The sequence below is a fragment of the Thermodesulfovibrionales bacterium genome (genome assembly GCA_026417875.1).
In the GTDB taxonomy this organism is placed as follows: Bacteria; Nitrospirota; Thermodesulfovibrionia; order Thermodesulfovibrionales; family CALJEL01; genus CALJEL01.
The window spans coordinates 21,872-44,475 of record JAOACK010000008.1; the positions used below are offsets into that span (position 1 = coordinate 21,872).

Sequence of the window (22,604 nt, forward strand, 5' to 3'; positions counted from 1 at the left end):
GTTTTCGATTGGCATAATTAAGTGATCTAATCATGCATAACAAGAGATTCTTTACCCTTAAAATAAATAGCCCTGAGCTTTCCGGTTTCTATAAAATCCTCATCGATTATTAAATAGTTACCCTTTGTAACCTCATCTTCAGGCATGCAGGTTATACTGATTATCTCTTTAAGAGAAAGTCCTGCCTTCCTTAATAGCCTGAGTTCTTCGAAGAATGCCCTTCCATGCTCCACACCCCTGGCTCCACTGTCCGTACCTATATTGATCTTCACACCTATAGAATTAGCATAATTTATTAAATCCATATGATGCCTTAGAATCCTCTCAATAACCTGCTGCTCACTGTCTGATAAATTTCTTGAAAAGGCTAACAGGGCAAAAAGGGTGGGCGTCCATGAGACCCTTCTTTCTTTCATTAACTGGATTAGGTCCTCAGTGATGAAATATCCATGCTCAATTGAGCTAACACCAGCCATTATTGCCTCCTCTATGGCTCTTCTACCATTAGCATGGCAGATAACTTTAAGATTCTTCTCACGGGCAAAAGAGCATATGAATCTTAACTCCTCAAAGGAAAATCCACCATTTGAGAGCATATTATTAAATCTTGGATCAATCACCCCTGAATTGAGAACCTTGAGAAAATCAGCTCCTTTTTTTGAAATCTCTTTGACGACCTCCTCTACCTCATCCATCCGGGTTATTCCCCTACCAAGAAAGGAGCCATAGAAACCCTTTTTATACAGAGCAACTCCAGCAACCTTTACATTTATAAAATCCTTTAATATCTCTCTTGCCAGAAAACCAGAGGCATTTTTAAATCCCATTTCCCATACCTCAAAGATTCCATGGCTCAAAAGTTTTTTTCCTATAGAGATAATTCCATCCCTTGAGACTTCCTTTCCATTAATTACAAAATGTATATGGCAGTCTCTAAAGGGTGGTATAATCATAAAAAATATTCTAAAATAATGTATGGATTTTTTCACAGAACTCTCTCCATTAATGCAGACTCTCATAGCCACCTCTTTTACCTATCTCCTTACAGCAGTTGGTGCATCAGGGGTATTCTTTGTAAAAGAAATAAAGGAAAAACTCCTTGACGGCATGCTCGGTTTTGCTGCTGGAGTGATGATTGCAGCAAGTTACTGGTCCCTTCTTGAACCATCTATAGAGATATCTGAAAAACTTGGTAGTTCAAGATGGTTTCCACCTCTAACAGGTTTTATACTGGGAGCCCTCTCCATGAGGTTACTCGATGCTTTACTCCCCCATCTCCATCCGGGCTTTCCTTCAGAGGCTACAGAGGGAATTAAGACAAAATGGAAAAGAACAACACTCTTTGTCTTTGCTGTTACACTTCACAATATACCTGAAGGCCTTGCTGTTGGTGTAGCCTTTGGTGCGCTGAAAGAGGGAATAGCCTCTGCAACACTGCCTGGTGCAATAGCCCTTGCCATTGGTATCGGAATCCAGAATCTTCCAGAAGGCTTAGCGATATCGATGCCCCTTAGAAGAGAGGGGTTTTCCAGGCTTAAAGGATTCTTTTACGGACAGCTCTCAGGAATGGTTGAGCCGATTGCAGGCCTTATAGGTGTTCTGGCTGTATCTACATCTCTCCAGATCCTTCCATATGCCCTGAGTTTTGCAGCAGGTGCCATGATATACATTGTTATAGAGGAGTTAATACCAGAATCCCAGAGGAAAGGAAATACTGATATTGCAACTATGGGTGCAATTACAGGATTTGCTATAATGATGGTTCTTGATGTGGGACTGAAGTCCTGATTTAGTCAGAATGGCTGAACTTTAAGATTCATTTATTTTTAATTGTTATATAACCTGAAAGGAGAATGAGAATACCACCGATAACAGTTTTTATATCTATGAGCTCCTTTAAAAATACCATGCCGAGTATGATTGAAAAAAAAGGCTCAAGATAACCGATAAGACCTCCTCTTATAGCAGTAACTGTCTTCATTCCATAAAAATAAAGTACTGGTGCTAGTGTAGAATGCACTATTCCCATTATCAGAAAAGCCCAGAGACCTTTCATAATATCTGCTGTCGTGCCTGAAAAAGGAAGTAGCATCAGGGTAATTAATGTATTCTGAAAAAAGGTCAGAATTACTGGATGGTACTGAGGTGCAAGTTTCCTGATCAAGATTATAAGCATGGCATAGGCAAGACCTGAAAGGAGTCCTGATATTATTCCAAGTGAATCACGGTCACCAGCTCCTACGGCACGATAAAACTCTTCAGGTGAAACTCCCAGCATTATCCATAACCCCGCACTTGCTATAAGGGCTGCAATAATTGTAGTTAAGGAAAATCTCTCTTTAAGAATTAAAGGTGCAAGAAAGGCTACCATTACAGGAGCAGTATAGTGTGTGAGCACTGCATTGGCAATAGATGTATTTTTATAGGCATAAAAGAATGTAAAGGTATTTACAAGACTCACTGGAGCAAGTACAAAAAGAGGAAGGACACTTTTAAATGTAATCTCCCTCCACAGGTCCTTTTTAAGAAGGATAATAATACCTGTTGTCAGAGCTGAGATTAAAGCCGCATAGAACATAAGTACCGTTACAGTCATTCCAGAAAGCTTTATGACAACACCAAGGGAGCTCCAGAGAAAGATAGCAAGGATAACTGAAGCCATCTTAAAGTTCTAACTCTCTTATTTGCTTAAGGACATATTCCCTGATTTCTCTTGGCGATCTTTTATTTATTAAGACCCTTCCATTATCTATCGCTGGCATTAGTAACTCCTCCTGGATACCTCCACATTTACAGGTATAGGAGAGTTCTGAGTAGGGCACAATCTTTCTTGAGCCACAGTCCCTGCAGTAAAGAACCCTCTTTCTGCCAGACCACTTTCCTCTCTTAGCAAATGGTCTTCCTTCAATATCCATTATATCCATGGCAAAATCTATGACAGGTGCATTGCTTATAGACTGTGCCAATACCATAACCATCAACAAGAGGGTTAAGCAGGGGGATATCTTCTTCTTTGATTCCACCACTAACAAAGAACTTCACATGTTTGTAACCCCTCAGGTCAAGCTCCCATCTGCACTCTTCAAGGATTCTGAAGAAATTTCCCCTTCTTGAAGAAGGCGTATCAAACCTTACAGCATATAATTTATCTTTCAGAGCCTCCGCCACATTTATGACCTCAAACTTCTCATCCTGCAGTGTATCTATCAGGGCAACCCTCTTGACCTCTGGTTCAAGAACTTCATCATAGGCCTTAATTGCCTCCAGGGTCGAACCCATGCATAGTACAAGGGCATGGGGCATTGTGCCCATAGCAGACTCACCTATTAATTCTCCAGACTTTACAACAGCTACTCCATCAGCTCCTCCTATAAAGGCATTCCTCTCAATCATCGGTGCAAGTATAGGGTGCATCCTCCTAGCACCAAAACTTATGACAAGTCTATGACCTGCGAGCTTTTTGAATCTTGCTGCCTTTGTTGCAATACCTGATGCCTGGCATATTAAACCTAAAATAGCTGTTTCATAGACACAGAAGTCCTGATACCTTCCCTCTATCTCCATCACTGGTTCATAGGGATAAAATATTGTACCCTCTTTCATTGCCCTGAGTTTTACAGGAAGGTTTTTTACAAGCTCAAGAACCTCCTCAAGACCTGCAAAAACTCCCCATCTCCATCCATACGGCAGGTCCTTGGCAATAAATTCTGCCCTGACAAGCGGGTTTACCCCCTTTGCCCTGAGGATTTTAAGGGTTCTCTCAAAATAGACATCAGTAATCTTACCATCAATGATATCCTTTGGATCTGCTGTATGAAACATAAAAACCTCCACATATATTTTTAAAATTTGATTCTATTTTAACTTAAGATAAAGAATGTTATAAATGGGAATTACTCAGCTCAACTATTGATTCCGTCCTTAATATATAAAAGAATCTGATAATTAAATCACTAAAATGCTAAACGTAAATTGCAGATAGGAAAAGGGCAGGTATGCCTCAAAGTCTTTACAGAGCGACAGAATTTATTATTCACTTGATAATAGCCTTATTCACCATGAAGTGAGTCTTGTGATGTGGTTAATGAAGGCCATTTCTTTTCTGGGTATTCAGTATAAGGTGTCTGAGAAGGGGCCTCCAAAAAATCAAAGATTTTTTGGGGTATGGTATTGCCTTTTCGGCACACCTGCCTTTTAATTGTAAGAATATCATAGATTTCTATCGGCAGATTCGGGCTAAAAGTAAAATTTGACAACAGGAATAAAAAGCATTATACTTTATTGTAAATTTATGAATCGGAATTATTGGAGGTTTAATCATGGAAGTAAAAGTATATACAGAGGATTATGTTCTTGAAATTGAGGGAGTAAGATACAGACACCATCCTAATGGTGGCGGCCTGGTAGCTGAAACAGCATATGTGGAACCAACTGCCTATGTAGGACCTTTTGCAAAGGTATGTGGTAATGCAAAAATACTAGATAGCGCCTATATATACGGAAATGCCTGGGTTTTTGGAAATGCAGAGGTATCAGAAAATGCAGAGGTCTTTGGAAATGCAAAGGTTTTTGGAAATGCAAAGATTAAAGGAGAGGCTAAGGTTTATGGTTTTGCATCCGTGTATGGTAATGCTGTGGTATCAGGATTTGCCGAGGTCTGCGAATTTGCTGAGGTAGGTGGCGATGCTGTGATTTCAGGTAACATGATAATAGGTGGTAATATTAAACTTACCAGCAAAAAAGAAACAATTCCATAACGAGAAAATTTCTATACTATCTTTACACCCATTACATTTTTCATTATCCTGAGACCGGCTTCATGGTCTTCGGGACTCAAACCTGCAACCCCATCCCTCACAACGGTGACATTATAACCCCTGAGTGTGGCGTCAGAGGCTGTAAACATTACACATATATGGGTAACACAACCGGTAAGCCTCAAGGTATCAATCTCCAGTTTCTTCAGGGTTTCATCAAGTTTTGTATTGTAAAAACCTGAATAGGTAGTCTTTTCAATAATAATGTCTCCTTCTATAGGTTCAAGTTCCTTCACAACCCTTGCACCCTCAGTGCCTCTAATAGCATGGGGTGGCCATCCGAATCTCTTAAACTCACTGTCATCAGGTTCATGGCTGTCGCATACATAAATAACGGGTTTACCTTCTTTCCTTGCCTCTTCAATCTCTCTTTTTATAACAGGTATCACCTTTCTAGTATCAGGCACCTCAAGAGGTGCTCCTTCAAGTACAAAGTCATTTAACATATCAATTACAAGCAGTGCCTCCTTTGCCATATTAACCTCCTTCTACTCTTCATACAAACTTTTTCTTCAATGCCCTCTCTACATGCTCTGGTACAAGGCCCTTTACAGAACCACAGAGAGAGACAACTTCCTTAACAATTGTTGAACTCAAAAAACTGTACTCTTCAGAGGGCATCATAAATACTGTCTCAACTCCTCCTTCAGAAAGCCTTCTGTTCATATGCGCCATCTGGAGCTCGTATTCAAAATCAGATACAGCCCTCAGGCCCCTTATTATGGCAACTGCACCTTTTTCCTTTACATAGTCAACGAGTAAACAATCAAAGGCCTCCACCTTCACATTCTTATATCCCTTAATCGCCTCTTCAATTAACTCAATCCGCTCTTTAAGATCAAAGAGTGGTTTCTTCTTCGGATTTGGTGCCACTGCTATAATTATCTCATCAAAAATCCTTAAACCCCTCTCTATAAGATCGAGATGGCCATTCGTTACGGGATCAAAGGTTCCTGGATAAACTGCCCTTTTCATTCCTGCCTCCTATAGAATGATAATACTGTATCACCATACCTGTATCTTCTTAATAATACAAGACTTCCAATGTCTTCTGGAAGTATTTTTTTATGGAAATGCTCTATACACAAAATTGTATCTTTCTTAATACCACTAAACAATGGTAAATTTTTAATAAGTATATCGTATTCTCCTGATTCATAGGGCGGATCTGCAAAGACAATATCAAAGTCCTCCTTTGAAGTTTTCAAAAAACTTGCTACATGCATTATTATCACTCTGCCCTTCTCTGAAAGACCGCTCTCTAAAAGTCTTCTCTTTATAATCCCGGGGTTTTTCTTTGATATCTCTACAAAGAGTACAGAATCCGCACCTCTTTTTAATGCCTCAAGTCCAACTCCACCCTCACCTGCGTAAAGGTCAAGAAAATGAGAGTTCTTGATCCTCTCGCCAATTATATCAAAAAAAGCCTTTTTTACAAGGGAGGTTGTTCGTCTGATATCTATTTTAATAGACTTTTTCCCTTTGTCCATTCTATACCAAAAAGATCTGCTATGGTTGCACCAATATGAAAGAAACCTTTAAGTAGTCCGAGAGTCTTTCCTTTAATGGATTTATTATAAACAATGGCTGGCACATATTCCCTTGAATGGTCTGTGCTTGGTGTGAGCGGATCGCATCCATGGTCTGCTGTAAGAATTAAATAGTCCTTAGGTGAAAGCACTGATATCAGCTTTTCAAGATAATGGTCAAACTCTCTAAGGGCTTCAGCAAAACCCTCTGGATCATTTCTGTGTCCGTAAAGTGTATCAAAATCCGTGAGAGTGATAAATAAAAGGCCGTGAGAGACCTGCTTATAAATCTCAATCAATTTCTCCATGCCATCCTTATTTGAACCCATGGAATATTTATCAGTGAAACCCCTTCCTGAAAAGATATCCCAGACCTTTCCTATTGATATAATCTTAAGGCCTTTATTTTTCATTATATCAAGAAGGGTTCCTTCAGGTGGTTCAATTGTAAAATCTTTTCTCCCCGCTGTCCTTATGAAATTACCTGGTCTTCCTTTAAAAGGTCTTGCTATCACCCTGGCAACCTCATGCTCACCTCTCAGCAATTCTCTTGCAATCCTGCATATTTCATAAAGCTCATCAGGTGCCACTACCTCCTCATGGGCAGCTATCTGAAACACACTATCAGCAGAGGTATAGACTATCAGAGCACCCGTTCTCATATGCTCATCACCCAGTTCCTTGATAATCTCTGTTCCAGAGGCTGGTTTATTACCAATAATCTTCCTTCCTGTAAGTTTCTCAAACTCTCTCACAATATCAGGAGGGAATCCTCTTGGATAGGTAGGAAAGGGTTTCTCGAGCACAATACCCATCATCTCCCAGTGACCTGTAATAGTATCTTTACCCTTTGAGACCTCCTCAAGCTTTGCAATTATAGAAGGATGGTCCTCGATCTTTTTAATTCCTCTAAATTCACCTAAGTTGCCAATACCAAGGGATTCAAGAACAGGTATGTTAAGATCAACAACCTCTGATATATGAGCAAGGGTATTACTTCCAATGTCACCGTATTCTCCTGCATCTGGTGTCTCACCAATACCAAGACCATCCATGACTATAAGAATTAGGCGCACAGGATATTATACAATCAAAACATCAGACCTGATTCATCCACTGAAGGAATAAATTAATTCATGACCCCGTAACTCAAACCTGTAATTTCGGCAGGTGGGCTTACGGCTTGCCACTGATCCTAGAGATGGCAGTAAAGAGAAGACACCCTGGGATGATTTAAAAATTAAAGGGGCTGGACAGTCTCCAGCCCCTTTAAAATACTTAAACAATTATCAGCAACCTGCTGCCTTCTTAAAATAGGTTGATATGTTTTTACCATCCTTTATTGTATACTTAACCTTCACTTCGTCTCCCTCAGTGATTCTTCCGTCCTTAAATTTTGAAAGGGTTGCCTCATCCTCAACTATAACAGTAACTTCCTGACCAGCCTGTGTGGTGATAATTACTGCACCTGTCTTGAGGTCTATCGACTTCACCTTTCCTTTTAAAGAAACAACCTCTTCAGCTGAAATTGTACCAGAAAAGATAAGGGACAGCATTAAAAGAATTCCAGCAATAGCATATAACCTTTTCATTTTCTCCTCCTTTATCTTATTTTTCTTGATCCATACCTTATTGGATCACCCTTATAACCCAAGGCCTTCCAGTCAAGCCTCTTGCCACTGAAGTGACAGTCATTGCATTTAAGTGCTCTTTCTTTTGGTACCACCTCATGATTTATGCTTCCATAAAAAGCGGTTGACACAAACTCAAATCTCCCGCTGTATGAAAGACCTGAACCCTTTGCACCCTCCTGAAGTGCCTTCTCCCAGTCATAATGGCTCCACAGGCCTTTATATGTCTGTGGAATAAGGAGATATTTATAAACTGAATCCATTGGTTGTTTACCTCTGTGAACTTTAAAGGGATAGATCTTTGAGTTTGGGTCCTTTATATTTCCAACCGGTTTTGATATATAGACTGTCTTAGAAGGATCAGCGATCTTCTGACCTTTAATATAGCGCTCGATCTTACCACTGTACCATTCATAGGTTGGAATCACATTCATCTGCCAGACAAAGGTTCCTTTATGTTTTGCATACGTTTCTTTTCCGAACTGCTCCTCGGGCTCAATGTCCCTACCAACTGTTGACCAGTCCCAGTACATCTTGGTAGCCTGACCTTTGGCAAAAAATGGTATATGGCAGGTCTGGCATGCTACTGTTTTTGTGTGTTTTGAGATAATATTTCCTGAGGGCGAATCTTTATGAGGTTCTCTGTGGCAGTCCTCACATGAAACCCTTCCATCATTTGTAGCAAGGAATGTTGAGACACCAGCTATCCTGTGATTTTCGGTTACATGACAGGCTGTACAATTCATATCAGCAACTCCACCCATATGGACGTCATGATCCCTTGTCGGTTTGCTTAGTGTTGAGTCAAGGTCACCGTGTTTTACAGCATCTCCTCCACCACCAAAGAAATGACATACACCACAATTATCTCTTGTGGGAGTACCAACACTCTGTGCAGCCTTTGTAAGGGACATTATTCCCTTTTCAATTAGCGACCTGTCAGGCTCTCCAGCAAGACCCTTCCTGTAATTACCCTCTCTTGCATGACAGATTAGACAGTCAATCTTTGTTTTATCTCTTAAATCAAAAGTATTATCTTTCCAGCCGTAACCGGGATGACACTTCGTACAGAATTCTGAATTTGCACACTTGTCTCCACCTTCTATAGAAATACAGAAGTTATTTATGAAATTAGCCTTTCCAAACTCTTCCTTGCTGTTTTCCATTCCTTTAATTGTGTTCGGTTTTCCCTTCCATTTCCAGTGAGAGGTTCTCATGAAATCTTCTGCCTCCTTTTCATGACACTGAAGACAGGTCTTTGTAACCTCCTCTCCGCTCTTGAAAGGCCCCTTTATCCATTGGGAATGATCCGGTCCTGCTGATGCCAGTTGATAACCGGAAAGCAGGAACAAAGTAACAGCTGTTAATAATAGTCTCATATACCAACCTCCTTGAAAAATGAAAAGGAAAGCCAAGGGCTTTCCCATCAAGGTCTTTATTTAACTTTTGTAGCATAGAAAATTATAAAATTTCTTTTCTTATTTATCAATAAGTTTAGAAACTAATTAAATTCTAAACTTTATATATATTGGAAGGATATTAATGCAGGCCCGAAAGAGCATACAAGAAAGGGTTAATATATTCGTAAATAAAATAATACTTAAAAAGATGCGATGGCCTCTCTGCTGATGGCAATTTTAAGCGACCCATCCCGAGATAATTTAAGTTATACTTAAATATGGACAGTAACACCCCACAGAACGGAAGCAAACTGCCACTTGATGCAAAACTCCTCTCAGAGGCAGTAATAGAATTAAATATATCACGAAGGAGTGTAAGCCTCTATCCGAAGGACCATCCTATAACAAAGGAGTCCCTTAACAGGGCACATAATTTTATGAAAAAACTCTTTGAACTAAGACATGAGATCACTCTCGGTATAGCAAAGGATAACCTTATAGTGGATGAATATACCCTTGACCGGAGAAACCCTGTTTTTAAAGAATTCGGGAGGAGTCTTCATGAAAAGGGAATTGCTGCTGTAACCTTCCAGTCAGGTCTTTCTATTGACGAACTCTATATATTCCATGAACTTATAACAAAAGAAGAACTTCAGGGTCAGGAACTCATAGAATCTGCAAAAAGAAGGGGATTAAGACATATAATCATATCTCCTCTAGATATATCAAAATTGCAATTCCTCGAAGGACATCTCAGAGAAGGTGGTATCGGTACAAGGGTACTTGAGGATTATGTATCAGGTCTTCTTGAAGGCAGACTTGCAGATGCAGATGCAGAAGGTATAATACTGATGACACCACCTGATGAGATTGCAGATATTCTTAATGAAAACTTAAGGGAGGACGCTCCAGAGGAGACCTATGAGAGGGTAATTACGGCCTATCTCAGAAAAAAAGGAGAAAGAATAAGAAGTGACCTATTCAGCAAATTCCTATCCCTTATAGAGAATCTCAATCCTGAGCTGAAAAAACAATTCCTCAAAAAATCCTTCAGTATAAAAAGACTTGATGAAGCAGAGATGGAACAGATAATAAAAGAGCTTACCCCAGAGGACCTGGACAGAATCATGCGCATATTTGAAGAACAGGTATCCTTTATTCCGGAAACACTGAGAAATCTCATGAATAAACTCTATGAAACAAAAGGTGAAACAAAACTCCTTGAAATGATAATAGGTAATAAGAAGGTTGTTCATGATTTGGAGCTCGATGAAAGAACAGTTATGCTTTTTTCAGAAGATCACTTTGATACCTACGTTCCTGAAGATTATATAGTTGAGCTAGATGCTATGCTGAGGGGCTTTGAGGGAAAAAAAACAGCCCTTTCAGAAGAGGCAATCAGGGTATGCGATGAAGTATACACAGAAAAGGTTATCTCTGAGATAATGATAGAGCTGCTTGCTTCTGGTACAGCCAACAGAGATGAGTTTTTACAGCTCTTAACCAGACTCTCAGGATATGTTCAGTCCTTTCTTGATACCGGTAGATTCAGTGAGATACTGGAGGTATATAATGCTGTTTACTCATCTTCACTTACAGGTCCTTTCAGGGAAGAGGCAGCAAGCATGATAGAATATTTTTTCAGGTCAGAACAGTTTATCTCTAGGTTAATAGAGAGCTTCAGACTCTGGGGAAGACTTAACAGAGAAGGAGTAATAAAACTGGCAACTGTCCTGAGGCATTATTTAATAAAGCCTTTTATTGAACAGGCAATTAAGGAACAAGATCAGGTCACGAAAAAATTTTATCTGTCCATTCTTTCAAGGCTCGGTTCAGAGGTTGCTGATGAGGCATACTTAAGACTTGAAAATAAAAATCCCGAAGTTCTCAGAGATATGATATACCTTATCAGAGAATGTGGAGGGAAGAGATATCTCAAAACAATAAGGAATCTTGCAAGGCATGAAGACAGGTATGTGGCACTGGAAGCAGTAAAAACCCTTCTCCATTTCAGGACTCCTGATGCGGTTTCCCATCTGAAACTTTATTTAAGGAGTGATAATCCTGACATAAGGGATATGGCTGTAAAACTTGCCGGCTCATATAAAATAAAAGAGGCTGTACCCTATTTACTTGAACTCCTCGAAAAGAAGGACATCCTCGGAACAGAATCTTATTATAAAATCTCTGTCGTTAATGCCCTTGCAGAAATAGGGGATCCGAAAGCTATTCCTGTCCTGAAAAAGATCTATAATTCAAAAACACTCCTGTTCTGGTCAAATCTCGATGAATTAAAACTTGAGATATTCAGAACAATTCATAAATATCCACTAGAATCTGTAAAAGAACTCCTCGAAATGGGGCTTGACTCAAAAAATAAAGAGATAGCATCTATATCAAGAAGACTGCTTGAAGGAGTAAGGCAGGATGGCTGAATCAAAGACTTCTGAATTTATCTCATCTGTAATGACTGCCCTTTCAAACTGTAGCCTTTATTCAAAAGACCATCCCTTTGTATCAGAATTCTCAGAAAAGGCGGTAAAGCTTGCCCAAGACCTTTTTAAAGAAGATAGTCTCGATCTGACAATACTCGGAGATACCCTCATGATAAATGGAGAACTCTTCAGGGAAACAGGCACACATGTACAGAATTTTATCAGGAGAATAAAGAAAAAGGGCATTGAAAGAATAACAATATCAAAGGGAGTAAACCTTCAGGAGTTTATTAATTTTATAGTGGCATTGAGCGGTTATGAAAAAATAAATTCAACTCCCCATATATCTGTAGGTATAGTGGAGGTCAAATTCAGGGGTGAGGGTATTGATATAAGCTCAATTGTTAATGAGAAGATAGAAAAGGTAAAGGGAGTTTACACCAGTGCCTCAAGGTTCAAGAAGATTGATATGGTGAGTCTGGAAGATGCAGTTGCTGGTTTTATATCTGCCCTGAAAAGAGAAAATAATGTGCTGAAGGTCATAAGTCCAGTAAAATCCCACAGCGAGTACACCTATGTACATATAACAAATGTCTCCATACTTACAATCTTCCAGGCAGAACTCCTGGGGTTAAAAGGAGAGATTCTTCATGAGGCGGGTCTTGCAGGACTCCTCCATGATATAGGGAAGACCTACATACCAAAGGAGGTACTCGAAAAACCCACAAGACTAACTCCATCGGAATGGGAAGAGATGAAAAAACATCCGGTCTATGGTGCTCTCTATCTATCAACCCTGCCAGAAGTACCCAGGCTTGCGGTCATAGCTGCCTTTGAACATCATATGAAGTTTGACGGAAGCGGGTATCCCGATACAAAAAGATATGGCAAAAAACAGCATCTCATAAGCCAGCTCGTTGCAATTGCTGATTTCTTTGATGCCATGAGGACTCACAGATCTTACAGACGCTCCCTCGGTGTGAATGAGGTTATAAAGCTCATGTTTGATCTTGCAGGAACAGAATTTAACCCTCTTCTTGTTGAAAATTTTGCCGATGGCTTAAAGAGGATACATGCCCTTTAATAGCAGTCTTGTTCTTGAATTCTATGAGACCCTTCCTGGAAGATATATTATCCAGACAACTGTTCATTCAATAGTTGCGGTCATTATTATAAACAGTATAAAAAGATCATGGAATATAAGCTCTCCTTTCACCCTGCAGAAATTGCATTTTATTCCAGTTACAATGCCACCAATAATGATTATCTTTTATTATATACTTGACCCTTTAAGAAATTCTCCTGAAGGGAGACTAAGGGCATTAATAGATATTGAAAGGATACTTGCCATTGAGTATGGAGGAATTAGCCTTGGAATGCTGCTTATCTCATCAATGTTGCTGACTACCGTCATATCCATTTTTCAGGAGATGATACCTGTTTTAAAAAACATCTTATTTGCAAAAAAGGAAGAGGAAAAAAGGATTCTGAGAACTATTCAGGTTAATTTCTTTAATAAAGAACATTTAGTAAATATAATAGAAGACAGGGAATACATAATATTTTCATCAACAGGGAGTAAACCCTCTATCTTTATATCAGAGGGACTTATAAATGATCTCACGGATGAAGAGATAAATGCAGCTATAGCACATGAGGCAGCTCACATCATCAGGTCAGCAAGGCCTGCATTAATCGCTGTTTATATATTTAGGATAACGATGTTCTTTAACCCTGTTGCCCTGATTGAATTCAGAAAGGCTGTCCAGGAAGAAGAAAAGATATGTGACAGGATGGCTGTAGAATACACTGGTAAGCCTGAAATCCTAAAATCAGTACTCAGGAAATTTCTACCGCATCCGGAAGAAAAGAGCCATATGAATAAATCCCGTGAGGCGATTATTGAAGAGAGGATGACTGAGCTATCAAATTATGCACCGAAAGAAAAAGGCTTAATGGCTTTTCTTCTGGCAATTCTATTAACAGGAGTTATAAATTATTTTATAGTATGACAGTGAAAGGAATAATAAAATTTATTCGAAGTATTATACTGTTAGTGCTGGCGCTGGCTGTAATTAATCATATTTCAGGAATCGTAGAAAAGGATAGTTTGCGATATTATAGCAGCATTGAAGATTTAAGGAAAGATTTTAATGATATAATCATCCCTACCTACATACCGGAATTTCTTGCATGGCCACCCTCAAAGATAATCGGTCAAAAGAAACCCTACAGGGCAGTAGCCCTGGAATTAATGGATAAGAAAAATAATGTGGCACTGATACTTGTAGAATCTGAGAGAAAAGAATTCAGGATGAAAGGTCTTTCTCCTGTAGAGGTAAAGGAGGTAATTCGCCATGTTATTAACGGAAGGGAAGCAATACTCAGGGTCGGAAAGTGCAGACAGGATTTTTTGATCTCTGAAGAACACACCTGCAGTGAATTAACCTGGCGTGAAGGAAGATATTTTATAAATCTCACATTAAAATCAGGACCTTTTGAACTCCTGAAAATTGCTGAAAGCATGATTCATTAGAAATTTTTTTCAACACCTTTTATCACTCCATCAATTAAAATAGCCTGAATGGCGGTAAAAAATTACGTCCTGCCAGAAATCTTTCCTGATTAGATAGGATATTTTTCCCTCCGGCATAGGAAATTTTACCAATTTTATTTCACTTGATCTTTTGATATTCTCTAATCAAAAGGAGGTGATAAAGATGACAAGGTACACAAAGACAGAAGAAGCAGCAGGACCAGCAAGAATGCCACCTGGCCTTTCGCTCATTCTGGGGCCAGTTATTGGCTTTGTCTATGTGGTCTTTCTTCCCTTTATAGGAGTTGTCATGGTAACAGTCCTTACATTAAGAAAAGTGGCAAGTGCCCTCTTCAGCCTGGTAAGAACAATAGCAAACTTCGGGTGGAGACCACTTGAGTCCTATCTTGCTGGAAGAAAGAAACATTTAAAAAAATAGGGATAATTCCCTGAAAGGAGGTCAATATGAAAACCCTGTTTGATTTCATAACTTATGTAAAAGGCATAGAATACCTCATTGCCCTGTCCTTTATAGCCCTTTACATAATCTATGCAGAGATACTGAAACCAAAACCATTCAGGACCCTTGTGGAGAGAGCCAGAGAGGACATGGAATATATCAAAAGGACAGGTTACAGAGAGACAGCAAAAACACTCCTTAAAGCAGTTTCAGCACCCTTTGTTGCTCTTGCTTATGTGATAATCTTACCTTTCACCTTCATAGGAGCCCTTGCAGTCAGTGCCTATAATGGACTCATCACACTTGGAAGCAGGATTGCCATATTTGGCTGGAGACCGACTGAGGCCTACCTTGCGGGAAAAAAGAAAAAGAAGGAAAAAAAGGAGGCTGAAAAATGAGAAAGACCTTGTCAATGCTGATTCTGTTATTTTCCCTTCTCACCCTGCTCTTTTATCAGAGGGCAGGGTCTGTGTCCTATCCAAAGGTCATATCTTTAGATAATATCAGCGGTAATTATACACCAGTAAAATTTGACCACGAAAAGCATGTCCTTTTTTCAACAGGATGTTCTCAATGCCATCATGAACACCAGAATAATGAATCCCTCTCATGCAAGGATTGTCATAATTTATCACCAACTTTCTTTAAAAAATCAGTTAGCAGAAATTTTATTGCCTGTAAAAATTGCCATTCAGAATTCAATCCCTCTGTACCCCAGATACCTGGTCTTAAGGCTGCCTATCACAGGGCATGCTTTCAGTGCCACAGGGGAATGGATGTGGGAATAGATCCAAAGGGATGCTCGGGAAGATGTCATTCACTTAAAAACACAACAGCAGAAAGGAGGTCACCATGAAAAGGGACATAACAAGAAGGGATTTCCTTAAATTCACAGGTGCGCTGGGTGGTGCCCTATTGATAAAACCAGGGAATTCCGAGGCTTACAAAGAATTCTCTGGATGGCCTGACGCCTATGGGTGTCTCACTGACCTTAGTGAATGCGTAGGATGTAGAAGCTGCGAAAGGGCATGCAATGAAGTCAACAACCTTCCACCACCTGCTCTACCCTTTGATGATGGCTCTGTTTTCAATCAAAAGAGAAGACCCGACGCAAAGGCTTATACAGTGGTTAACAGATTCTCAGATCCCCGTGACCCAAATAAATTTTTATTCCGAAAGGTTCAGTGCAATCACTGTAATGAACCTGCCTGTGCAAGCGCCTGCCCTGTCCGTGCATATGAAAAGAAGCCAGAAGGTGCTGTGCTTTATGACCCTGACAAATGCTTCGGGTGCAGATACTGTATGATCGCCTGTCCTTTCTATGTACCTGCCTATGATTACGAAAGTGCCCTGGAACCAAAAATTCTTAAATGCACCATGTGTTATCCCAGGATAAAAGCCGGAAAGTTGCCAGGTTGTGTTGAGGCGTGCCCGGCTGGTGCAATTACCTTTGGTAAGAGAAAGGATCTCATAAACCTTGCAAGAGAAAAGATTATGAGAAATCCACAGAAGTATGTGAATCATATATATGGAGAACATGAGGCTGGTGGAACATCATGGATGTATATCTCTCCCGTGCCTTTTGAATATCTCGGGTTTCAAACAGATATTCCAAAACACCCACTTATAGAAGAGGTAAAGGGATTCCTTGGAGCTGTACCGGTTGTCTTTGCTGTATGGCCAGCTCTTTTCGGTATGGTCTATGCGGCTGTAAAGCATAGGGATGAACTCTTTAGGTCAGAACATAAGGAGGTGAAGAAATGAGCAACCATGTCATTGAAAAAGAGAGCTTTTCATCCTGGTTTATGAGAAAACTTACTCTTGGAATGTCATGGTCTGAATATGCCAGGAGTCTCATAACACCCTTCAATATAGTGGCTGCCTTGATACTGATGGTGGGAATTCCTGTAATAGCAGTAAGATTTCTTTATGGTCTTGACTCTGTAACCCATGCATCAGATGACTACCCCTGGGGTATTATCCTTGGTTGGGGACTCTTTGGAGGCGTTCCGCTTTCAGCCACAGGGTTTGTTATGGGAACAGCGTATTATATATTTGGATTCAGAAGGTATAAACCCCTTCTACGTCTTGGCCTTCTAACTGGATTTATGGGATATCTATTTGCTGTTGTCTATCTCCTTGTTGATCTCGGAAGACCCTGGAGGATCTATTATCCTATGCTTATAGATTATGGAACAGCCTCTGTTCTCTTCCTGGTCGCCTGGCATGTGGCAACCTATCTCACTGTTCAGTTCCTTGAATTCAGTGAGGCTATACTTGAATGGATAAAATCAAAAAGACTATATGTATGGGCCACAATGATAACCATTGCCATGACCATTGCAGGAATCATACTCTCCACACTTCATCAGTCAGCTCTTGGAGCACTCTTTCTTCTTACACCCGGCAAACTGCATCCTCTATGGTACAGTTCCTATATACCTCATCTTTTTTTAAGCTCTGCTATATATGCAGCTCTTGCAATGGTTATTGCTGTGAGTTACCTTATTGCAAAGTACATGCCTCATGTATGTGATGATAATTATCTTAAAAACCTTGACAGCCTCACCATTGGTCTTGGAAAGGGAACTGCTATCGGCATGTATGTTTACTTTGCCCTTAAGATGATCGCTCTCGCCCATGATGATAACTGGTCATATCTCAATACTCCCTATGGTTACTGGTATCTTATGGAGGTTATAGGATTTGTATTGATACCTGTGCTGATCCTTACTTATGGAGTGAAAAAGGAATCTCCTGGTATTGTAAGATTTGGTGCATTCTATGCGTTAGCTGGCATAATACTCAACAGGCTTAATGTCTCAGTAATAACCTTTAACTGGCAGTTACCAGGCCATCTGCATCATATAATTCCACCTGTAACAGAAGTAATAATTGTCTTGACAATAGCAACAATCCACATACTCATATTCAGGTGGATTGTAAGGAGAATGCCTGTGACATATGAAGTTCCAGAATACAGAGACCTTCATCATTAAAATAGAGGGCAGGCCTCGAGCCTGCCCTAATGGAGGGACTTATGATAATTATTGTTCTCATTCTTCTTTTCCTGAGCCCTCCCCTTAACCTCTCAGCCCAGTCAGAGGAGTGTCTTAACTGCCATACAAAAAAAGGAAACATAAAAAAATTTGATGATGGAACTTTAATAGATGTCTATGTTGATATTGAACAGCTAAGACTATCAGTGCACGGCAATCTCAGCTGCACCGATTGTCATTATGATGTAATCCTTAAAGAAGGAAAACACAGTGAAAGAAGATTCAGAAGCAGAGAGTTTTTTAGAATAAAAACCGCCCTTCTGTGCAGGAGATGCCACAGGCCTGAAGAGATTAAAATGAAGCAGATTCATGAGGAGCTCTTAAGGGATGAAGAAAAAGGCATTGCCCATCTCTGCACAAACTGCCATGGCTCTCACGGTGTTATGCCTGTAAAGAAAAAAATTTACAGAGAGGAGGAGCTGTACTGTATGTCCTGTCACAGAAACGCTGTGACATTAATGTTCAAAAGTGGTGAGACAATTAGAGCATCCATAAAAAAAGAGGAACTAGAATCCTCTGTGCACANAAATCTCAGCTGTCCTGACTGTCATGTTGGCTTCTCCTCATCATTTCACCCAAAAAGATATTTTAAAAGCAGGCGTGACTATACAATTGCAAATTCAGAGACATGCAGGAGATGCCATTTTGATAAATATGTAAAAACCCTTGACAGTATTCATTATACAATACTCAGCTCTGGAAGACTTGAAGCACCTGTATGCGTTGACTGCCATGGTTTCCACTCAATTAAGCGCATAGCAAGGGAAAAAATTCTGATCGCAAGGAGATGCCAGAAGTGCCATGGAACTATCTATGAGACCTACATTAAGAGTGTCCATGGAAAGGCGCTTATTGATGAAAGGAATCAGGATGTTCCTGTATGCACTGACTGCCACACAGCTCATGATATTAAAAATCCACTGACTGTTGATTTCAGAGAAAAAATACCTGATATCTGCAGTAGCTGCCATGCAGATCCCATCATAATGAATAAATACGGCTTATCAACAGATGTAGTAAGTACATATCTAACTGATTTTCACGGGGTAACACTCTCAATGTACAAAAAAGAAAAGAAAGATAGAGAATTTCAAAAAGCCATGGCAGTCTGTACAGATTGCCATGGCACACATGACATATCAAAAATGGATATTGATAAAACAATTATTAAAAAAAATCTTGTTAAAAAATGCCGCACATGTCATCCTGACGCATCAGATGATTTTCCCGATGCCTGGATCTCTCATTACGGAATAGACCTTAAAAGGACACCTCTGCTCTTTATCATCAAAAAGGTATATGAAATCCTTATCCCGCTCACAATAGCAGGCCTAGCCATACAGATTATCCTTCATATATGGAGGTACGCTGTAAACAGATAGGAGGAAAGCCATGGAAGAAAAAATAAGGAAGTTTTCCACATTCAGAATAGCAGAACATGCCCTGGTAATGTTAACCTTCCCGATCCTTGCTGTAACAGGACTAGTTCAGAAGTTTCATGAACTTGATATCTCAAGATATATAATAAACCTGTCAGGTGGAATTGATATGTTAAGATTGATCCACAGAAATACAGGTCTCTTCTTCTGTCTGCAGATAGCCGTTCATGTTCTTTACGGAGCGGTGGAACTTTACAGAGGTGTTGAACCAAAGATAATGATTAGAAAAAAGGATTTTGCTGATGCAATTCATAATCTGAAATACTATCTTGGCTTTGAGCCAAAACCAGCCTCTACAGAGATATTTACCTACAGGCAGAAATTTGAGTACTGGGGAATACTCACAGGCTCAATTATAATGGCACTAACAGGCCTGATACTAAGATTTCCTGTTTTAGCAGCAAAGCTTCTTCCAGGCATTCTTATACCAGCAGCTAAACTTATTCACACAAACCATGCTCTTATCCTTGCTTTAATCCTACTCTGGCATCTTTATAACTCCATTTTCAACCCTGAGGTTTTCCCTCTTAACAGAAGCATATTTACGGGTTACGTTTACAGGAGAAAGGCTTAAAGAATTTAAAATTTCTCAGCATTAAAAGGAATCTTAAAAATTCTGTTCTATCTCCTCCAGATTGAAACTTCTGCAGAATTTAAAGACATTTTTTGTTTCTAAATCTTGAAACTTAATACTTTTCAAAACTTTGTTATATAATTAAATAAAGTGATTGAGAGAAGCCTGCAGAAAAGGATCTTCCTGACCGTCATACTTGGGATATCCCTGATTTTCTTCAGCTTTGGCGTAACTGCCTATTATATAACGAAAAAAACAATTGAAAACTCTTTAACAAACAACCTTGCCCTCTGCAGGACAATAAGAGACCAGGTTGATTATTTTCTTTCTGAAAATATTAACAGACTCTATGATATATCCCTCTCAGGTAGTATCAACCTTGACGATAGGAATTTCATTCCCGAAAAGGAAGCACTGAAAAGAGCCTATCATTATTCTATATTCAAGGAGGGAATCTTTATTGCTGATAAAAAAGGAACCCTGCTCCTGAATTTTCCCGAACGGCCCTCAGAACTCTTTTTAAATATATTAAGCATAGAGCCTGTAAGTAAAGCCATTGAACTTGCTCGACCAGTTATATCAAACATATATACCATTGAACCATCAATGAAAAAGATAATCTTTGTACTTGTGCCCTTAAGAGATAGTAACGGAAATCTAATCGGTATTGCAGGTGGAGAAATAGACCCTACAAGCCCATTCTTCTCTAGCATACTAAGGCTTGAAGGTCCTGGTGATGAAAGGCATATAGAGATTATAGATTCTAACGGCGTTGTTATTGCCTCATCAAAAAGAGCGAGGATACTGAGCACTTCTGACCATAATAGTTTTATTAAAAAAAGCATAACAGAAAAAAGAGAAGCAATAACCACCTGTCATGAATGTCATTCTGAGAAAATAAGCTCAAACAGTCTTATAACCCTTGTACCATCAAGGATTGCACCATGGGCAGTTGTACTGCGAGAAAAGGAAGAGACAGTATTTTCAACTGTAAAAGAATTAAAAGAGACCTTTCTCACACTGGCTATCCTTTTTACGGGTCTTACACTTATTATAACAATAGGTGTAAGCAGGAGCATAGTGAATCCTATTCAGAATCTTATAAAAATTACCGAAAAAATTGCCGACGGAGACCTCTCCCATACTATACCTGTTTATGGTGATGATGAAATAGGATCACTCAGCAGAAGCTTTGAAAAGATGAGAAAACGCCTTCTTGAGTATACAGAAAACATTAAAAAATACAACCTTGAGCTAGAAAAACTTGTTATGGAAAGGACCCTGAAAGTCAGAGAAAGCAAACAGAGAATCCAGAATCTCCTAAAAAAAATAATCACATCCCAGGAGGAAGAGAGAAAAAGAATCTCAAGAGAACTCCATGATGAGACCCTTCAGGACCTTTCTGCAATTCTGATGCGGATAGACATGTGCAAACTCTATCCACAGAATATTACACAAGAAAAGATAGAAGAAGTAAGAAACATTACACTGAAGGCAATAGATGGAATCTTCAATATCATCCAGAATATGAGACCATCCATTCTTGATGATCTCGGTCTTGAATCTGCAATAAGATGGCTTCTGGGTACACATCTTAAAGAAAAAGGAATAGAGTATTATCTGAATATTGATGAGGCCATAAAGGATATGAGATTCTCCCCAGAAATAGAAATAACAATATTCAGGATAGTCCAGGAGGCTATAACAAATATAGCAAGGCACTCCAATGCAAAAAATGCCTTTATTAATATGCAGCTCACAGATAAAAACCTTCTTATTGAGATAGAAGATGACGGAGATGGATTTGATATTTACAGCATTTTTAACGAGATATCCTCGACTGACCGAACAGGGAGGGGCCTTGGTTTGCTCGGAATGAAGGAAAGGGCATCATTGATAGGTGGAAAACTGAAAATATGCTCTTCGCGGGATGCTGGTACGAGGATAATTATCAGTATTCCAGCTGAGATAATAAGGAGGGAAGATGATAAGAGTATTGATAGCTGATGACCACAGTCTTGTAAGAGAAGGCATAATAGCCTTTTTAAAAATCTGTGATGATATTGAGGTTATAGGTGAGGCATCTGATGGACTTGAGGCTGTGGAAAAAACAGAAAATCTTAAGCCAGACATTGTTTTGCTTGATATAAATATGCCAAAACTTGGAGGACTTGAGGCGACCCTTGAGATAAAAAGAAAATTGCCCGATGTAAAGATATTAATCCTCACTCAGTATGATGACCGGGAATATATAGCAAGGCTTCTGAGGGCCGGAGTCTCAGGATATATCCTTAAAAGGGCAGCGGGTTCGGAACTTGTCAATGCGATCAGGGCTGTAAAGAGAGGTGAGCTCTATCTCCATCCATCTATTGCAAAGGAGATTGTACAGGGTTATCTTAACAAAGAAAAGGCTCCTCAGGAAGATTCCTATGAAAAGCTCACAGAAAGAGAAAAACAGGTTCTTAAACTCATATCAGAGGGATACACTTATAAGGAAATTGCTGATATGCTCGGTATAAGCGTTAAGACAGCTATAGCCCACCACACAAAAATAAGTGAAAAGCTTAATATTCACACAAGAGCTGGCCTAATAAAATTTGCCATACAGAAGGGAATAATAAAGCTCGATGAGCTTAATACTTAATTTTTAAATTTTTCAAATTTTATCATTCAAATTGACCGTAATAGTGAAATTTAAAATTTGGAAATTTGCCAGAAAACATT

25 protein-coding genes are annotated in these 22,604 nt (G+C 39.4%); 15 read left to right on the top strand and 10 right to left on the bottom strand.

Annotated elements, in window-relative coordinates:
- Positions 1-26: 26 nt before the first annotated feature.
- Entirely contained in the window at positions 27-989 is a 963-nt protein-coding gene (locus N2257_02825) for an amidohydrolase family protein (GenBank protein MCX7793329.1), read from the bottom strand.
- Between N2257_02825 and N2257_02830 the strand changes: the two genes are divergently transcribed.
- Positions 976-1,788 (top strand): ZIP family metal transporter, encoded by an 813-nt coding sequence (locus N2257_02830; protein ID MCX7793330.1) that lies wholly within the window; start codon positions 976-978, stop codon positions 1,786-1,788. The two genes, N2257_02825 and N2257_02830, sit on opposite strands and share 14 nt — an antisense overlap.
- Before the next feature lie 28 nt (positions 1,789-1,816).
- Here the strand turns inward: N2257_02830 and N2257_02835 are convergent, their stop codons facing one another.
- From N2257_02835 to N2257_02845, 3 genes are read right to left on the bottom strand one after another with little or no spacing between them, the layout of a single operon-like run.
- Complete coding sequence (locus tag N2257_02835) at positions 1,817-2,662, bottom strand: DMT family transporter (GenBank protein ID MCX7793331.1); 846 nt, start codon at positions 2,660-2,662, stop codon at positions 1,817-1,819.
- A 1-nt stretch (position 2,663) separates the two neighbouring features.
- Positions 2,664-2,924, bottom strand: coding sequence for a hypothetical protein (locus N2257_02840; GenBank protein ID MCX7793332.1), 261 nt, complete (start codon positions 2,922-2,924; stop codon positions 2,664-2,666).
- A complete protein-coding gene (locus N2257_02845; protein ID MCX7793333.1) occupies positions 2,905-3,822 on the bottom strand; it encodes a nicotinate phosphoribosyltransferase in 918 nt (305 codons plus the stop codon). The genes N2257_02840 and N2257_02845 overlap by 20 nt, the downstream gene beginning before the upstream one ends.
- A gap of 497 nt (positions 3,823-4,319) precedes the next feature.
- On the opposite strand from N2257_02845, the gene N2257_02850 reads away from it, so the two are divergent.
- Positions 4,320-4,757 carry a hypothetical protein gene (locus N2257_02850; GenBank protein MCX7793334.1) on the top strand — a complete coding sequence of 146 codons (438 nt, stop codon included), beginning with the start codon at positions 4,320-4,322 and terminating at the stop codon, positions 4,755-4,757.
- Positions 4,758-4,768: 11 nt separating this feature from the next.
- Here N2257_02850 and N2257_02855 read toward each other — a convergent pair whose 3' ends face one another.
- The 6 genes from N2257_02855 to N2257_02880 all read right to left on the bottom strand — a co-directional run bounded on the left by N2257_02855 (position 4,769) and on the right by N2257_02880 (position 9,356).
- On the bottom strand, positions 4,769-5,293 hold the full coding sequence (locus tag N2257_02855) for a cysteine hydrolase (GenBank protein MCX7793335.1): 525 nt from the start codon (positions 5,291-5,293) through the stop codon (positions 4,769-4,771).
- A gap of 19 nt (positions 5,294-5,312) precedes the next feature.
- Positions 5,313-5,792, bottom strand: coding sequence for a pantetheine-phosphate adenylyltransferase (coaD, locus tag N2257_02860; GenBank protein ID MCX7793336.1), 480 nt, complete (start codon positions 5,790-5,792; stop codon positions 5,313-5,315).
- Positions 5,789-6,307 carry an RsmD family RNA methyltransferase gene (locus N2257_02865; GenBank protein MCX7793337.1) on the bottom strand — a complete coding sequence of 173 codons (519 nt, stop codon included), beginning with the start codon at positions 6,305-6,307 and terminating at the stop codon, positions 5,789-5,791. The genes coaD and N2257_02865 overlap by 4 nt, the downstream gene beginning before the upstream one ends.
- Positions 6,277-7,422, bottom strand: a complete 1,146-nt coding sequence (locus tag N2257_02870) for a phosphopentomutase (GenBank protein ID MCX7793338.1) — start codon at positions 7,420-7,422, stop codon at positions 6,277-6,279. Before N2257_02870 ends, N2257_02865 begins: the two co-directional genes overlap by 31 nt.
- A 213-nt stretch (positions 7,423-7,635) precedes the next feature.
- Entirely contained in the window at positions 7,636-7,938 is a 303-nt protein-coding gene (locus N2257_02875) for a hypothetical protein (GenBank protein MCX7793339.1), read from the bottom strand.
- A gap of 11 nt (positions 7,939-7,949) precedes the next feature.
- Positions 7,950-9,356 carry a tetrathionate reductase family octaheme c-type cytochrome gene (locus N2257_02880; GenBank protein ID MCX7793340.1) on the bottom strand — a complete coding sequence of 469 codons (1,407 nt, stop codon included), beginning with the start codon at positions 9,354-9,356 and terminating at the stop codon, positions 7,950-7,952.
- 299 nt (positions 9,357-9,655) lie between these two features.
- Here N2257_02880 and N2257_02885 point away from each other — a divergent pair, with 299 nt between their 5' ends.
- From N2257_02885 to N2257_02945, 13 genes are all read left to right on the top strand, one after another.
- Positions 9,656-11,812 carry a HEAT repeat domain-containing protein gene (locus tag N2257_02885; GenBank protein MCX7793341.1) on the top strand — a complete coding sequence of 719 codons (2,157 nt, stop codon included), beginning with the start codon at positions 9,656-9,658 and terminating at the stop codon, positions 11,810-11,812.
- A complete protein-coding gene (locus N2257_02890) occupies positions 11,805-12,896 on the top strand; it encodes an HD domain-containing protein (GenBank protein ID MCX7793342.1) in 1,092 nt (363 codons plus the stop codon). Before N2257_02885 ends, N2257_02890 begins: the two co-directional genes overlap by 8 nt.
- Positions 12,886-13,824, top strand: a complete 939-nt coding sequence (locus N2257_02895) for a M48 family metalloprotease (GenBank protein ID MCX7793343.1) — start codon at positions 12,886-12,888, stop codon at positions 13,822-13,824. Before N2257_02890 ends, N2257_02895 begins: the two co-directional genes overlap by 11 nt.
- Positions 13,825-13,922: 98 nt before the next feature.
- The gene (locus N2257_02900; protein ID MCX7793344.1) at positions 13,923-14,348 is read left to right on the top strand and encodes a hypothetical protein; all 426 of its coding nucleotides are present in this window, start codon (positions 13,923-13,925) and stop codon (positions 14,346-14,348) included.
- A gap of 184 nt (positions 14,349-14,532) precedes the next feature.
- Positions 14,533-14,787, top strand: a complete 255-nt coding sequence (locus N2257_02905; GenBank protein ID MCX7793345.1) for a hypothetical protein — start codon at positions 14,533-14,535, stop codon at positions 14,785-14,787.
- Positions 14,788-14,813: 26 nt separating this feature from the next.
- Entirely contained in the window at positions 14,814-15,206 is a 393-nt protein-coding gene (locus N2257_02910; GenBank protein ID MCX7793346.1) for a hypothetical protein, read from the top strand.
- The gene (locus N2257_02915) at positions 15,203-15,664 is read left to right on the top strand and encodes a cytochrome c family protein (GenBank protein ID MCX7793347.1); all 462 of its coding nucleotides are present in this window, start codon (positions 15,203-15,205) and stop codon (positions 15,662-15,664) included. The genes N2257_02910 and N2257_02915 overlap by 4 nt, the downstream gene beginning before the upstream one ends.
- Positions 15,661-16,572, top strand: coding sequence for a 4Fe-4S dicluster domain-containing protein (locus N2257_02920; GenBank protein ID MCX7793348.1), 912 nt, complete (start codon positions 15,661-15,663; stop codon positions 16,570-16,572). The genes N2257_02915 and N2257_02920 overlap by 4 nt, the downstream gene beginning before the upstream one ends.
- Complete coding sequence (gene nrfD / locus N2257_02925; protein ID MCX7793349.1) at positions 16,569-17,807, top strand: polysulfide reductase NrfD; 1,239 nt, start codon at positions 16,569-16,571, stop codon at positions 17,805-17,807. The genes N2257_02920 and nrfD overlap by 4 nt, the downstream gene beginning before the upstream one ends.
- Positions 17,808-17,848: 41 nt before the next feature.
- Entirely contained in the window at positions 17,849-19,249 is a 1,401-nt protein-coding gene (locus N2257_02930) for a cytochrome c3 family protein (GenBank protein ID MCX7793350.1), read from the top strand.
- A gap of 10 nt (positions 19,250-19,259) precedes the next feature.
- The gene (locus tag N2257_02935; GenBank protein MCX7793351.1) at positions 19,260-19,880 is read left to right on the top strand and encodes a cytochrome b/b6 domain-containing protein; all 621 of its coding nucleotides are present in this window, start codon (positions 19,260-19,262) and stop codon (positions 19,878-19,880) included.
- Between the two features lie 150 nt (positions 19,881-20,030).
- Positions 20,031-21,887 (top strand): HAMP domain-containing protein, encoded by a 1,857-nt coding sequence (locus N2257_02940; protein MCX7793352.1) that lies wholly within the window; start codon positions 20,031-20,033, stop codon positions 21,885-21,887.
- Positions 21,865-22,524: a response regulator transcription factor gene (locus N2257_02945; protein ID MCX7793353.1), complete on the top strand. Its 660-nt coding sequence runs from the start codon at positions 21,865-21,867 to the stop codon at positions 22,522-22,524. The genes N2257_02940 and N2257_02945 overlap by 23 nt, the downstream gene beginning before the upstream one ends.
- Positions 22,525-22,604: the final 80 nt, after the last annotated feature.

What these genes read in the sequence shown, in the direction of transcription:
- N2257_02830 (MCX7793330.1), top strand. Translation starts at nt 976, where the DNA reads ATGGATTTTTTCACAGAACTCTCTCCATTAATGCAGACTCTCATAGCC.
- N2257_02835 (MCX7793331.1), bottom strand. Translation starts at nt 2,662, where the DNA reads ATGGCTTCAGTTATCCTTGCTATCTTTCTCTGGAGCTCCCTTGGTGTT.
- N2257_02840 (MCX7793332.1), bottom strand. Translation starts at nt 2,924, where the DNA reads ATGGATATAATGGATATTGAAGGAAGACCATTTGCTAAGAGAGGAAAG.
- N2257_02845 (MCX7793333.1), bottom strand. Translation starts at nt 3,822, where the DNA reads ATGTTTCATACAGCAGATCCAAAGGATATCATTGATGGTAAGATTACT.
- N2257_02850 (MCX7793334.1), top strand. Translation starts at nt 4,320, where the DNA reads ATGGAAGTAAAAGTATATACAGAGGATTATGTTCTTGAAATTGAGGGA.
- N2257_02855 (MCX7793335.1), bottom strand. Translation starts at nt 5,293, where the DNA reads ATGGCAAAGGAGGCACTGCTTGTAATTGATATGTTAAATGACTTTGTA.
- coaD (MCX7793336.1), bottom strand. Translation starts at nt 5,792, where the DNA reads ATGAAAAGGGCAGTTTATCCAGGAACCTTTGATCCCGTAACGAATGGC.
- N2257_02865 (MCX7793337.1), bottom strand. Translation starts at nt 6,307, where the DNA reads ATGGACAAAGGGAAAAAGTCTATTAAAATAGATATCAGACGAACAACC.
- N2257_02875 (MCX7793339.1), bottom strand. Translation starts at nt 7,938, where the DNA reads ATGAAAAGGTTATATGCTATTGCTGGAATTCTTTTAATGCTGTCCCTT.
- N2257_02880 (MCX7793340.1), bottom strand. Translation starts at nt 9,356, where the DNA reads ATGAGACTATTATTAACAGCTGTTACTTTGTTCCTGCTTTCCGGTTAT.
- N2257_02885 (MCX7793341.1), top strand. Translation starts at nt 9,656, where the DNA reads ATGGACAGTAACACCCCACAGAACGGAAGCAAACTGCCACTTGATGCA.
- N2257_02890 (MCX7793342.1), top strand. Translation starts at nt 11,805, where the DNA reads ATGGCTGAATCAAAGACTTCTGAATTTATCTCATCTGTAATGACTGCC.
- N2257_02895 (MCX7793343.1), top strand. Translation starts at nt 12,886, where the DNA reads ATGCCCTTTAATAGCAGTCTTGTTCTTGAATTCTATGAGACCCTTCCT.
- N2257_02905 (MCX7793345.1), top strand. Translation starts at nt 14,533, where the DNA reads ATGACAAGGTACACAAAGACAGAAGAAGCAGCAGGACCAGCAAGAATG.
- N2257_02910 (MCX7793346.1), top strand. Translation starts at nt 14,814, where the DNA reads ATGAAAACCCTGTTTGATTTCATAACTTATGTAAAAGGCATAGAATAC.
- N2257_02915 (MCX7793347.1), top strand. Translation starts at nt 15,203, where the DNA reads ATGAGAAAGACCTTGTCAATGCTGATTCTGTTATTTTCCCTTCTCACC.
- N2257_02920 (MCX7793348.1), top strand. Translation starts at nt 15,661, where the DNA reads ATGAAAAGGGACATAACAAGAAGGGATTTCCTTAAATTCACAGGTGCG.
- nrfD (MCX7793349.1), top strand. Translation starts at nt 16,569, where the DNA reads ATGAGCAACCATGTCATTGAAAAAGAGAGCTTTTCATCCTGGTTTATG.
- N2257_02935 (MCX7793351.1), top strand. Translation starts at nt 19,260, where the DNA reads ATGGAAGAAAAAATAAGGAAGTTTTCCACATTCAGAATAGCAGAACAT.
- N2257_02945 (MCX7793353.1), top strand. Translation starts at nt 21,865, where the DNA reads ATGATAAGAGTATTGATAGCTGATGACCACAGTCTTGTAAGAGAAGGC.